The sequence below is a fragment of the Kitasatospora sp. NPDC059571 genome (genome assembly GCF_042735675.1).
Lineage (GTDB): Bacteria > Actinomycetota > Actinomycetes > Streptomycetales > Streptomycetaceae > Kitasatospora.
Genome location: NZ_JBHWBW010000200.1, coordinates 1 through 12,938, shown reverse-complemented (window position 1 = coordinate 12,938; position 12,938 = coordinate 1). Strand labels below are relative to the sequence as shown.

Genomic DNA, 12,938 nt, shown 5'->3' with positions numbered 1-12,938 from the left:
ATCGGCGGGCAACCGGCCCCGTCCCGGCCGCCGTCCTCCCGGGCAGAGGCGGACGATCACGGAGGACCGGGGTGGGGGAGATGGTGGCCGCTGCGGCGGCGCTGCTGGGGGACGGGCCGCTGCGTTCGCTGTGGGCCCTGCGGGCGGAGCGCCGGCTGCGGGCCGGGCGGCCCGCCAGGGTCCCCTGCGCGGTCCGGTCCGGGCCCGGCGGCCCGCCGGAGGGGTACACCGCGGGCAGCCTGCTGTTCACGCCCGGAGCACCCGCCGCGGCGTTCGCGCCGCGGGGCCTCCCGGCCCTGCGGATCGCCGTCGGCGGCTCCTTCGAGGACCCGGATCCGGCCGCCTGCCACGACCGCGACCTGGTCGCCGCCGCCTACCGCCCGCCGGACGGCGGTGACGAGGTGTACCTCCGCGTCCACGGCCGGTACGTCGCGGCGGTCGGGCTGGGGCTGCGGAGGCTGTGAGATTCGCCCGGCGGCCGCCGACCGGTTTCGAACGGCGGCCCCGATGCGTCAGACTGGTGTCCCGTGAGTGACCTCCCGCTGAACCTTGTGCCGGCCCCCCGCGCCCGCGTCGTCCTGCTGTCGGGCCCCTCGGGCTCCGGGAAGTCCTCCCTCGCCGAGCGGGCCGGTCTGCCGGTGCTCCAGCTCGACGACTTCTACAAGGACGGCGACGACCCGACCCTGCCGCAGCTGCCCGAGGACGGCGGCACCGACTGGGACTCCCCGCTCTCCTGGCACCGCGAGCAGGCCCTGGCGGCGATCCGGGCGCTGGTGGAGACCGGCCGCGCCGAGGTGCCGGTCTACTCCATCCCCGCCAACGGCCGGGACGGCAGCCGGGTCGTGGAGCTGCACGGCGCCGCCGCGTTCGTCGCGGAGGGCATCTTCGCCGCCGAACTCGCCGGCCAGTGCGCCGCCGAGGGCCTGCTCGGCGAGGCGCTCTGCCTGCGCAACCGGCCGGCCACCACCGCGTGGCGGCGCTTTCGCCGGGACGTCCGCGAGGGCCGCAAGTCGGTCCCGTACCTGCTGCGCCGCGGCTGGCGGCTGATGCGCGCCGAACGCGGCATCGTGGCCCGCCAGGTGGCCCTCGGCGCCCACGCCTGCGCCGGCCCCGAGGCCGAGCGCCGGGTGCGCGCCGTGGCCGCCGCCCCGCCGGCGCGCGTCGCCGCCTGACACGCCCCGGACGGTCACTCCGCCGCGGCAGCCGGCACCGCGGCCGGCTCGGCGGGCCCGGCCGGCCGCAGCCGCGAGTGGTGGCGGCTGTAGCCGAGGTAGACCGCCAGGGCCACCGCCAGCCAGGCCGCGAACATCAGGTAGGTCTGCGGCGGCAGCCCGTACAGCAGGTAGCCGCAGAACGCCACGGACAGCACCGGGACGACCGGGTGGCCGGGCACCCGGAAGCCGCGCTCCAGGCCGGGGGCGGTGCGCCGCAGGATCAGCACGCCCAGCGAGACCACCGCGAAGGCGACCAGGGTGCCCATGCTGGTGAGGTCGGCGAGCACGTCCAGCGGCACGACCGCGGCGAGCACCGCGACCAGCACGCCGACCACGGCCGTGCCGGCGACCGGGGTGCCGCTGCGCGGGTCGACCCGACGGAACAGCGCGGGCAGCATGCCGTCGCGGCCCATCGTGTAGAGGATCCGGGTCTGCCCGTAGAGCACCACCAGCACCACGCTGACGATGGAGAGCACGGCCCCGGCCGACAGCAGCAGCCCGGGCCAGCTCGCCCCGGTGACGGTGGTGAGGATCGCCGACAGCCCGGCCTCCTGGCCGCCGAAGGCCGTCCACGGCTGGGCCCCGACGCCGACCAGGGCGACCAGCACGTACACCGCGGTGACCACCAGCAGGGCGCCGATGATGGCCAGCGGCAGGGTGCGGCGGGGGTTCTTCACCTCCTCGCCGGCGGTGGAGACGGCGTCCAGGCCGATGAAGGAGAAGAAGACCGTGGAGGCCGCGGCGCCGACCCCGGCGGCGCCCATCGGCGCGAACGGGTGCAGGTTGGCGGCGTGGAAGCCGCTCGCACCGACCACGACGAACAGCGCCAGCACGGCCAGCTTGACCAGCACCATGACGGTGTTGACCAGCGCCGACTCCTTCGCGCCGCGGACCAGCAGCAGGGAGCAGAGCAGCACCAGGACGGCACCGGGCAGGTTGACCCAGCCGCCGGCGCCGGGCGGCGCGGCGATCACCTGCGGCAACTGGAAGCCGAACAGCCGCTCGGTGAGGCCGTTGAGGTACTGGCCCCAGCTCACCGCGATCGCCGCGCCGGAGACCGCGTACTCCAGCAGCAGGCACCAGCCGACCGCGTAGGCGGCGAACTCGCCCAGGGTGGCGTAGGCGTAGGAGTACGAGGAGCCGGAGACCGGTACCGCGGAGGCGAGTTCGGCGTAGCAGAGGGCGGTGAGGGCGGCGGTGACGGCGCCGATCACGAAGGAGAGCACCACCGCCGGACCCGCCTCGGGCACCGCCGAGTCGAGGGTGAAGAAGATCCCGGTGCCGATGGTGGCCCCGATGCCGATCATGGTGAGCTGGAACAGGCCGACGGTGCGGCGCAGTTCGCCGCCCTCGCCCTGCAGGGCGTCGACCGGCTTGCGTCTCAGCATTTGCTGACGAAGCGTCAGATTCACTGTCATGGGGGCCTCTCGGGTGGGGGTGGGGGTTTCGGGACGGCCGGGCCCGGTCAGTCCAGGTCGCGGCGGAGCAGGTCGGTGTAGGTCTCCCGGCGCACCACGGCGCGGTGGCGCCCGTCGCGGCAGAACACGACCGGAGGGCGGCGGGCGCCGTTGTAGTTGTTGCTGAGCGCGAAGGTGTAGGCGCCGGTGGCCGGGACGGCGATCAGGTCGCCGGGACGGGGGTCGCGCAGTGGGACGCCGGCGCTCAGCACGTCCCCGGACTCGCAGTGCCGGCCGACCAGCCGGACGGGCTCGCCGCCGCCCACCCGGGTGGCCACGGTGGCTTCGAACCGCTGCTGGTAGAGCGAGACCTCGAGGTTGTCGCCCATGCCGCCGTCGACCGCGACGAAGGTCGGCCGGCCGTGCTTGACGGTCACCGCCCGGTAGAGCGAGACGCCGGCCTCGGCGGTCATCGAGCGGCCCGGCTCGATCAGGATGCGGGCGGCGGCGGGCAGGACCCCGCGGGCGGCCCCGACGAGGGCGTCCAGGTACTCGGCCACGCTCGGCGGGCGGTCCTGGTAGGTGTACCGGGCGCCGAGGCCGCCGCCGAGGTCGTAGACGTCGAACTCGCCGAGCCCGGCCACCGCCTCGACGGCCTGCGCGAACGGCTTCGTGTCCATGATCTGCGAGCCGACGTGCACGTGGACGCCGTCCAGGCGCAGCCGGTCGCTGCCGCGCAGCCGGGCGATCGCCTCGCGGGCCTCGGGCAGCAGCAGGCCGAACTTGGAGCCGGCCTGGCCGGTGGAGACGGCCTCGTGGGTGTCCGGGCGGATGTCGGGGGTGACCCGGACGAGGACGCCCTGCTCGCGGCCGGGCCGCTCGGCGAGGATCAGCTCCAGGCGGTCGATGTCGTCGAAGTTGTCCACCACGATCAGCCCGGCCCCGGCGTCGACGGCCATCCGCAGCTCCTCGGAGGTCTTCGCGTTGCCGTGCACCACCAGTCCGGCCGGGTCCGCGCCGCCGGCCAGCGCGAGGGTCAGCTCGCCGCCGCTCGCCACGTCGATGCCGAGGCCCTCCTCGGTGAGGGCCCGGTAGACGGCGGTGCACGGGAAGGCCTTGGAGGCGAAGGCGACCCGGGAGTTCGGCCAGCGGGCGGCGAGGCCGTCGGCGTAGGCGCGGGCCCGGGTGCGCAGCGCGCCCTCGTCCACGATCAGGGCCGGGGTGCCGTAGGCCGCGGCCAGCTCGGTGACCGGGCAGCCGGCGATCAGCAGGGTGCCGTCGTCGTCGAGCGCGGTGCCGGGCGGGAAGAGGCCGATCAGCTGGTCCTGCATGGGGTGCCCCTTCCGGGGGTCGGTGGCGGTGCAGAGCCATCGTGGCGGCGGCCGGGCCCGGCGTCGTTGGCGAAATCGCCTAGGGTCTGGGCATGGAGCATGCGGAAACGCCAATGGAGGGCACCAGCGAGGAGCTGTTCGCCCTGGCCAACGCCATCGCCGCGGTGATCGGCGGCTCGGTGGCGGTCGAGGACCTGGACCGCCGGGTGCTGGCGTACTCCGCGCTGCCCGAGCAGCGCATCGACGAGCTGCGCCGGCGCGGCATCCTGGAGCGCCGGGTGCCGGACCAGGCCGAGCAGCCCGCGCAGTACCGGGAGGTGCTGGCCGCCCGCGGCGTGCTGCGGCTGCCGACGCTGGCCGAGGACGAGCTGCCGCGGGCCGCGGTGGCGATCCGGGCGGGCGACCAGCCGCTGGGCACCATCTGGGCGATCGAGGGCCCGGCCGGGCTGGACGCGGCCGGCGAGCGGGCACTGCTGGACGGCGCCCGGCTGGCCGCGCTGCACATCCTGCGCCGGCGCAGCGCGCAGGAGCTGGAGCTGCGGGCCCGCGAGGACGGGCTGCGCGCCGCCCTGCACGGCAGCGGGCACGCAGCCGATCTGCGGTACGCGCTGGGCCTGCCGGAGCGGCCGCGGCTGGTGCTGGTGGGCCTGGCGCCGCTGCGGACGGCGGACCGCGAGCCGCCGTCGGTGGTGCGACTCGCCGCGGCGGCGGCCCGGCACTGGTCGGCGGTGCACGCGGAGGCGGCGGTGGCCGCCGTCGGGCGGACGGTCTACGTGCTGCTGGCCGAGGTCGGGCCGGCGGGCGCCCGCCGGCTGGCGGAGCAGGCGGTGGCGGCGCGCGGCCCGGGCGGCGGGGCGGTGCTGCGGGCGGGGGAGCGCCGGCCGGGCCGGGGCCGCGGCGGGGCCGCGCCGCCGCGCGCCCGCGCCCGCGCCCGCGCCCCCCCGCCGCCCACCCCGACCCCGACCGCCGGGGGGCCGGCCGCGGCGCCGAACGGCTCCGGGTCCGCCGGGTACGGGTCGGCCGCCGGGTACGGCTCCTCGTCCGCGGGGTACCGCCCGGAGTCCCGGTAGGGGTCGGGATCGGCGACCGCGCGGGCCGGGGCGGGCAGCGCGGTGACGCCGGCGAGGGCGCGGCCGCGGGCCCGGGTGGGCAGCACGGCGGACCCGGCGGGCGGCGGCACCGCGACCGGACGGCCGGCCGGGTCGGGGACGACCAGCGTGTCCGGGACGAGCACGACCACCCGGGTGCCGCCGAAGGCGGACTGGCGGAACTCCACCCGCAGGCCGTTCTGGTCTGCGAGCCGGGCGATGACGTAGAAGCCGAGCCGGATGTCGTCGCCGCGGGCCAGCACGTCGGTGCGCGGCGGACGGCTCATCAGCTCGTTGGCCTCGGCGATCTGCTCCTCGTCCATGCCGAGCCCGCGGTCCTCGACCTCGATCGCGACGCCGCGGCTGACCCGTCCGGCGCGGACCTCGACCGGGTTCGGCGGCCGGGAGAAGGCCAGGGCGTTCTCGACGAGTTCGGCGAGGACGTGGGCGACCGGGCCGACCGCCCGCTCGGACAGCCACGGGCTGCCGTCCAGGTCGATGACGACCCTCCGGTAGTCCTGCACCTCGCCCTGGGCGGCCCGCATCACGTCGAGCAGCGGGACGGGCTTGCGCCAGCGCCGGTGCGGGGTGCCGCCGGCCAGGATGACCAGGTTCTCCTCGTAGCGGCGCAGGCGGGCGGTGAGGTGGTCGAGGTCGAACAGGCCGTCGAGGATCTCCGGGTCCTCGTGCCGGCGCTCCAGCTCGTCGAGCTTCTTGAGCTGCTGGCCGATGAGCTGCTGGGTGCGGCGGGCGATCCGCTGGAGCAGCCGCTCGAAGCCGCGGTGCTGCTCGGCCTGGGCCACCGCCGCCTGCAGGGCGCTCGTCCTGGCGAGGTTGAACGCCTCGCCGAGCCGGGCGAGTTCGTCCTCGGTGCGGGCCCACGGGTCGCGCTCGATCGCCCTGGCCCGCTCCTCGACGTCGATCTGCTCGCCCTGGCCGAGGCGGGCGACCACCTCGGGCAGCGAGCGCTCCAGCTCCTCGGCCTGGCCCTGGAGGCGGACGATCCGGCGGCGCAGGGTGCGGGTGAGCCGCCAGCTGGTGATCACCACGGCGATCACCGCGAGCAGGCCGATGACGGTGGTGAGCACCAGCTTGAGCAGCAGCGAGACGATGCTGTTCTTGCCCTCGGCGACCACCGCATCGGTGCGGTGCTCCATCAGGTCGACCAGCTGCGGCGTCAGTTGGTCCATCGCCTGCCGCCACTGCTGCTGATCGGCGGTGAGCGGGATCCGGCCGGAGCGGTCCGCGGCGACCGGATCGAGCAGCGCCTGCTCGATCCGGGTCTTGGCCTGCCAGGCCGGGCCGTCGGCGATCCGCTTCCACATCGCGCTCTCGTCGGCCGACAGGTACGGGGCCACCTTGCTGCCGTACTGGAAGGGCTGCTCGTCGACGGACTGCCGGAACTGGCGGTAGTCGTCGGCGGACAGGCTGCCGTCGGACCAGCCGCGGGCCAGCAGGGCGTCCGAGCGGGAGATCATCTCCTTGGCCCAGAACAGGTCGACCAGCGGCTGGGAGAGCGTGGTGATCCGGCCGTTGTCGACGTGGCTGAGCGCCGCGAACAGTTGGAGGTCGACCGCGATCAGGTCGGTGTAGTAGCGGTAGACGGTGGCCTGCTGCTCGCTGCCACCGCCGTCCACCAGGGCCCGCTGGGCCGGGAGTTGGCCGATGTCCTGGCGCGCCCGGCGGACCGCCTCGCGGACCTCCGCGGGGGCGTCGGCGGCGTCGACGCCGGAGAGCGACTGGAAGCGGTCGATCGCCTGGTCGGTCTTGGTGCGCTGGGCGCGCAGCGCGTCGCCGGCCCCGCTGCGCCGGGCGAGGACGTCGGCGCTGAGCCGGCGCTCCTCCTGGAGGTTGTAGTAGACGATGTTGGACGGCTGGCCGGCCTTCTGCGCCAGGAGGCCCTGGGCGGCCTGGCGCTGGAAGTCGAGCAGGAGCTGTCCGCTGGCGACGCCCCAGAGCGCGGCGAGCGCCACACCGGGGACGATGGCCAGCACGAGCAGGGTCGCGCGGAGCGACAGCCGGCCCGCGTAGATCCGCCGAGACGCGCGCGTGCGCAGGGCATTCTCCTTGGAGATGACACCAGTCGTTCGGAACTGGTCGAATCTGATAAGGACTCTGACGGATGGATATTAGCCACACCGTATAACAGTCGGGAAAACGCACCCCCTCCCCTGAGGATCCGTCATGGTGCGCAACAGGCCCGCCCGATGGCCTGCAAACCTGCTCTGATCAGGTGAAACGCCTTTACGACAACGCCACATGAGGTTGCATCGCACATCTTCTCCACGGGACCGCCACTCGCCGCCGGCCGCCCGGAGGCCCGCCACATCCGGGCGGCAGCTGTCCGGTACCGGTCATCGGGCGCCGACGGGGCACCGCCGCACCCGTGGGCGGGCGGCCGCCCGCGCATCCGCGGACACCCCCGCGCCGCGCGGCCGGACCGGCCCGCAAACACCGGCAAATCCTTGCGGGAATGTTTCAACGGCCCATCACGGATCGGTCAAGGCGTCCGGGCGAATGCGCATTTCCCGAGCACATGACAGTGGCGGGGGGACCCCCCGCGGGGGACGCCCCCAGCTGCGGGGCGGGGCGCGCGCGGCCCCCCGGCCCGGGGACCGCAACTCTGTCGGGGGGCCCCCCCCCGCCCCCCGGCCGGTGCCCCTCGAAGGCTCCGGCGTCACCGAGCACGTGCGCCGCGGCGACCGACAGGCCGAGGGCCAGTTCGGCGGTCAGGCCCTCGTTGGCCACACCGCGCACCCCGTCCGTACCGAAGAGTCGTCCCACTGTTCCGTCCTTTGTCGCCCTGCGGCGTTCTCTCGGAGTTTTTCACTGCTCCCCGCCGTCCGCACCGGGCGGAGAGCACGACGCCCCGGAGTACACGAGGTACTCCGGGGCGTACGGAATGCACCCGGGGGTGCGTACCACCGGAGCGGCACGCACCCCCGGGGGTGCCATTAGCGCTTGCTGTACTGCGGCGCCTTGCGGGCCTTCTTGAGACCGGCCTTCTTGCGCTCGACGGCGCGGGCGTCACGGGTCAGGAAGCCGGCCTTCTTGAGCGGGCCGCGGTTGTTGTCCACGTCCGCCTCGTTGAGGGCACGGGCCACGCCGAGGCGCAGCGCGTAGGCCTGACCGGAGACGCCGCCACCCGCGATGCGGGCCACGACGTCGTAGCGGCCGTCGAGCTCGAGGAGCTTGAACGGCTCGTTGACGGTCTGCTGGTGCACCTTGTTGGGGAAGTAGTTCTCCAGGGTGCGACCGTTGATCTTCCACTGCCCGGTGCCCGGGACGATGCGCACGCGGGCGATCGCCTCCTTGCGGCGGCCGAGGCCGGCGCCCGGGGTGGCCTCGCCGAAGCGGCCGGCCAGGGACTCGGAGGTGTACTCGGTCTCGGAGGTGTACTCCTCGACGTTCTCGTCGAAGTCAACCTCGAGGGTGTTCTCGATGGCAGTCTCGGCCACGGTGTTCCTCAGCTCCTGCTGTTCAGTGATGGGGTTTGGTGGCCGGAATTACTGCGCGACCTGGGTGATCTCGAACGGCACCGGCTGCTGCGCAGCGTGCGGGTGCTGGTCGCCCGAGTAGACCTTCAGCTTCGAGAGCATCTGACGGCCCAGGCTGTTCTTGGGGATCATGCCCTTGATGGCCTTCTCGACGGCCTTCTCCGGGTTGTTCGCCAGGAGGTCGTCGTAGCGGACCGAGCGGAGACCGCCCGGGAAGCCGCTGTGGCGGTAGGCCAGCTTCTGGGTCTTCTTGTTGCCAGACAGGTGCACCTTGTCGGCGTTGATGATGATGACGAAGTCACCAGTGTCAACGTGCGGCGCGTAGATCGCCTTGTGCTTGCCCCGCAGGAGGTTGGCGGCCTGGGAGGCCAGGCGGCCGAGCACGACGTCGGTCGCGTCGATCACGTGCCACTGACGCTGGACGTCGCCGGGCTTGGGGCTGTACGTACGCACGGTCGTAGCCTCTGCTTTTCAGTGAGTGTGTCCTTGACGGGAGCACGGTGGACGAATGGATCGGCCTGGCCCGCCCTGGACGCAATCAGGGCTTGGACCGCCGGTCATCGACCTTGGTGTCTCCGGCGTACCGACCTCTCACGTGAGATGGAGCGAGCCAATACGCACAACAAGCGCCCAGCCTACCGGGCGCACCGGGGCCGGTCAAAAACGCCGGGCCCCGGGCGTCACCGCTCGCGGACCACCCGGGCCTCGTCCCAGACCGGCTCCGGCGACTCGTACACCCGGCCGTCCGAGCCGAACACCAGGAAGCGGTCGAAGCTGCGGGCGAACCAGCGGTCGTGCGTCACGCAGAGCACCGTGCCGTCGAACGCCTCCAGGCCCTGCTGGAGCGCCTCGGCGCTCTCCAGGTCCAGGTTGTCGGTGGGCTCGTCGAGCAGCAGCGCCGTGACGCCGGACAGCTCCAGCTTGAGGATCATCAGGCGGGCCTGCTGGCCGCCGGAGAGCGACTCGAACTTCTGCTCCTCCTGGCGGTCCAGCTCGTACCGGCGCAGCGCGCCCATCGCGGCGCCGCGGCCGAGCGCGTGCTCCTCCTCGATGATCGAGCGCACGGTGCGGCCGAGCAGCTCCGGATGGGCGTGGGTCTGCCGGAAGTGACCGGGCACCACGCGGGCGCCGAGCTTCCAGCTGCCGCCGTGCCGGACGGTGTCGTCGCCGGCCAGCAGCCGCAGGAAGTGCGACTTGCCGGAGCCGTTCGAGCCGAGCACCGCGACCCGCTCGCCGTAGTAGACCTCCAGGTCGAACGGCTTCATCAGGCCGGTGAGCTCCAGCTGCTCCATGGTGAAGGCGCGCACGCCGGTGCGGCCGCCCTTGAGCCGCATGGTGATCGACTGCTCGCGCGGCGGCGCCTCCGGCGGGCCGGCGTCCTCGAACTTCTTCAGCCGGGTCTGCGAGGCGGCGTAGCGGGAGGCCATCTCGTGGCTGACCGCGGCGGCCTGGCGGAGCGTGACCACCAGCTTCTTCAGCTTGGCGTGCTCCTCGTCCCAGCGGCGGCGCAGCTCCTCGAAGCGCTCGAAGCGGGCCCGCCGGGCGTCGTGGAAGGACTCGAAGCCCCCGCCGTGCACCCAGACGCTGGAGCCGGCCGCGCCGGACTCGACGCTGATGATCTTCTCGGCGGTGCGGGAGAGCAGCTCGCGGTCGTGCGAGATGTAGAGGACGGTCTTGTTGGTGGCCTTGATGGCCTCCTCCAGCCAGCGCTTGCCCGGCACGTCGAGGTAGTTGTCCGGCTCGTCGAGCAGGAGCACCTCCTCGGGTCCGCGCAGCAGCGCCTCCAGCACGAGGCGCTTCTGCTCGCCGCCGGAGAGGGTGTTGAGGCCGCGGAACTGCGCCCGGTCGAAGGGCATCCCGAGCGCCGCCATGGTGCAGACGTCCCAGGTGGTCTCGTAGTCGTAGCCGTCGGCGTCGGCCCAGTCGGCCAGCGCCTGGGCGTAGCGCATCTGGGTCTTCTCGTCGTCCTGGGCGAGCATCGCCAGCTCGGCGGCGTCGACGGCGCGGGCCGCGGTGGCGATCCGCGCGGGGGCGACGGAGACCAGCAGGTCGCGGACGGAGGCGTCGGCGGGCAGCGCGCCCGGGGTCTCCCGCTGGTCCTCGCGGCCGGTGGTGCCGACGAACTGGCGCATCACGCCGAGCCCGCCGCTGACCGTCACGGTGCCGCCGTGCGGCTGGACGTCCCCGGCGATCATGCGCAGCAGGGTGGTCTTGCCGGCGCCGTTGGCGCCGACCAGGGCGACCGCGGCGCCCTCCCCCACGCGGAAGGACGCGTCGGCGAACAGCACCCGCCCGTCCGGCAGGTAGTACTCAAGGTGCGAGATCTCGACGTGTCCCATGTGTCGGATTGTGCTATGCGGCGCCGCTGCGGCCAAAACGCTTTTCACCGGCAGCGGGCCCCTCGCCCCGGGCCCGTCCGACGATGGCCTAGTGTTCGCGCACATGAACGATGGTTCGACCGCACCTGAATTCGGCGGACAGCCGCAGCAGCCCGAGGGCTCCCCCTCGACCGGGGAGGGCGCCGCCGCACCCGGGCCCGCGGTGCCGGGGCAGCCGGCCGCGTACGGCTATCCCCCGGCGCAGGAGGCCGGGCCCTTCGGCTACGGGTACCCGCAGGGCGCGACCGCCTACGGCTACCCGCCGCCGGCCGAGCCCGACTGGCAGGAGCTGGCCGACCGCAACGCGCAGTCCACCCGCCGCCGCAGGCGCGCGCTGCTGATCGGCGGCGGGGTGCTGGCGGTCGCGGCGGTGGCCGGGCTGGTCGCCACCGCGCTGGTGCTCTCCCGCGGCCGGGGCGCGCCGGAGGCGGCGGAGGCCTCGCCGTCGCCCTCGGTCTCCGCCTCCGGGGCCTCCGCGTCGGCGTCGCCCTCGGCGCCGACCACCCCGCTGCAACTGCTCGGCGACTCCCGTCTCGACAAGGCCGCGCTCTCCGCCGAGGCGCTGTTCCCGGCGAAGACGCTGACCGTCCAGGACCGCCGGTACACCCTGCTGGGCACCGACTCGGACAAGGACTGCAACCGCGCGCCGGTGGACGGACTGGAGAAGACGCTGGCGTCGGCGGACTGCCGCACCGTGTACCGGGCGACGTACGCCGACGAGCACCACGTGCAGGTCACCGTCGGCGTGGCCGTGTTCACGAGCTCCTCGCGGGCGAAGAAGGCGAAGGCGGACGGCAAGGGCCGGATGGGCCCCCTGGTGAAGGGCGGCGCGAAGGGCTTCTGCGCGACCGGTGTCACGTGCGCGACGAGCCGCTCGTCGCTGGGCCGGTACGCCTACTTCACCGTGGCCGGCCCGGACGACGGCTCGGCCGTGCCGGCCGACGACAAGGCCGCCCAGCAGGCCGGCCGGGACGTCGCGTCCTCGGTGTACGACACCCTGCTGGAGCGCGGGCGGACGGGGCTGGCGTCCTACCGCTGAGGTTCGGCCCCCCGCCGGGATGCGCTCAGTCCTGCCCCGGCAGGGTCCGCATCCGGCGGGCGGCGCGGTTGCGCTCGGCGAGCAGGTCGTCGGCCGGGTAGCCGACCTCCTCCAGGGTCAGGCCGTAGGGGCGCACCACGTTGACCGCGGAGTTGCGCACCCGGCCGGCCAGCACCTGGCCGGGGAACTCCAGCGGCCGGTGGCCGTCGCCGACCAGCAGCATCGCGCCGACCAGCGAGCGGACCATGTTGTGGCAGAACGCGTCGGCCCGGACGGTGGCCACCGCCAGGGTGCCCTCCTGCGCCGCGTACGGGTCCACCGGCACCCGGTCCCAGTGCAGTTCGAGCAGGGTGCGGATGGTGGTGGCGCCCTCGCGCTTCTTGCAGTACGCGGCGAAGTCGTGCTCGCCGAGCAGCAGCCGGGCGGCCTCGTTCATCCGGTCGACGTCGAGCGGACGGTCGTGCCAGAGCACGTGGCCGCGCAGCAGCGGGTCGACGCCGCCGGGGTGGTCGGCGACCCGGTAGGCGTAGCGACGCCAGATCGCGGCGAAGCGGGCGTCGAAGCCGTGCGGGGCCTCGGCGACCCGATAGATCCGGATGTCGGCGGGCAGCCGGCCGGCGAGCCGGCGCAGCAGCTTCTCGCCGTGCTCGGCCCAGACTGCGTCCGGGAGGTCGACGTGGGCGACCTGGCCGCGGGCGTGCACGCCGGCGTCGGTGCGGCCGGCGACGGTCAGCTGGTACGGGAGGGCGCTGCGGGTGACCACCTGCAGGGCGTTCTCGATCTCCTCCTGCACGGTGCGCCGGCCGCGCTGGCGGGCCCAGCCGGAGAAGTCGGCGCCCTGGTAGGCCAGGTCGAGCCGGATCCGGCGGTGGCCGTCGGCCGGTCCGTCCTTGACGGGGGGCTGCTCGGCGCAGTCGTTGGCCACTTCTTCTCCCTGGGAGGGCTGCCTGCGGGGAAACTGCTCGGGCCCGCCCTCCCCACGGATGGGGAGGGC

At 74.2% G+C, this 12,938-nt stretch carries 10 protein-coding genes; 3 read left to right on the top strand and 7 right to left on the bottom strand.

Annotated elements, in window-relative coordinates; all coding sequences use genetic code 11:
* Positions 1–71 precede the first annotated feature (71 nt).
* A complete protein-coding gene (locus ACFV0G_RS21770) occupies positions 72–464 on the top strand; it encodes a hypothetical protein (protein WP_380550211.1) in 393 nt (130 codons plus the stop codon).
* Between the two features lie 63 nt (positions 465–527).
* The gene (locus tag ACFV0G_RS21765; RefSeq protein ID WP_380550208.1) at positions 528–1,172 is read left to right on the top strand and encodes an ATP-binding protein; all 645 of its coding nucleotides are present in this window, start codon (positions 528–530) and stop codon (positions 1,170–1,172) included.
* Positions 1,173–1,186: 14 nt separating this feature from the next.
* On the opposite strand, the gene ACFV0G_RS21760 is transcribed toward ACFV0G_RS21765, so the two are convergent.
* The 6 genes from ACFV0G_RS21760 to ACFV0G_RS21735 all read right to left on the bottom strand — a co-directional run bounded on the left by ACFV0G_RS21760 (position 1,187) and on the right by ACFV0G_RS21735 (position 10,866).
* Positions 1,187–2,602: an amino acid permease gene (locus ACFV0G_RS21760; RefSeq protein ID WP_380550205.1), complete on the bottom strand. Its 1,416-nt coding sequence runs from the start codon at positions 2,600–2,602 to the stop codon at positions 1,187–1,189.
* A gap of 77 nt (positions 2,603–2,679) precedes the next feature.
* Positions 2,680–3,942 (bottom strand): diaminopimelate decarboxylase, encoded by a 1,263-nt coding sequence (gene lysA, locus ACFV0G_RS21755; protein WP_380550202.1) that lies wholly within the window; start codon positions 3,940–3,942, stop codon positions 2,680–2,682.
* 769 nt (positions 3,943–4,711) lie between these two features.
* Positions 4,712–7,024, bottom strand: a complete 2,313-nt coding sequence (locus ACFV0G_RS21750) for a nitrate- and nitrite sensing domain-containing protein (protein ID WP_380550199.1) — start codon at positions 7,022–7,024, stop codon at positions 4,712–4,714.
* 960 nt (positions 7,025–7,984) lie between these two features.
* On the bottom strand, positions 7,985–8,488 hold the full coding sequence (rpsI, locus tag ACFV0G_RS21745; protein ID WP_380550196.1) for a 30S ribosomal protein S9: 504 nt from the start codon (positions 8,486–8,488) through the stop codon (positions 7,985–7,987).
* Positions 8,489–8,536: 48 nt separating this feature from the next.
* Positions 8,537–8,980, bottom strand: a complete 444-nt coding sequence (rplM, locus tag ACFV0G_RS21740) for a 50S ribosomal protein L13 (RefSeq protein WP_030055846.1) — start codon at positions 8,978–8,980, stop codon at positions 8,537–8,539.
* Between the two features lie 227 nt (positions 8,981–9,207).
* On the bottom strand, positions 9,208–10,866 hold the full coding sequence (locus tag ACFV0G_RS21735; protein ID WP_380550193.1) for an ABC-F family ATP-binding cassette domain-containing protein: 1,659 nt from the start codon (positions 10,864–10,866) through the stop codon (positions 9,208–9,210).
* A gap of 103 nt (positions 10,867–10,969) precedes the next feature.
* Between ACFV0G_RS21735 and ACFV0G_RS21730 the strand changes: the two genes are divergently transcribed.
* Positions 10,970–11,944 carry a hypothetical protein gene (locus ACFV0G_RS21730; RefSeq protein WP_380550190.1) on the top strand — a complete coding sequence of 325 codons (975 nt, stop codon included), beginning with the start codon at positions 10,970–10,972 and terminating at the stop codon, positions 11,942–11,944.
* Positions 11,945–11,969: 25 nt separating this feature from the next.
* On the opposite strand, the gene truA is transcribed toward ACFV0G_RS21730, so the two are convergent.
* Complete coding sequence (truA, locus tag ACFV0G_RS21725) at positions 11,970–12,869, bottom strand: tRNA pseudouridine(38-40) synthase TruA (RefSeq protein ID WP_380550187.1); 900 nt, start codon at positions 12,867–12,869, stop codon at positions 11,970–11,972.
* Between the last annotated feature and the right edge of the window lie 69 nt (positions 12,870–12,938).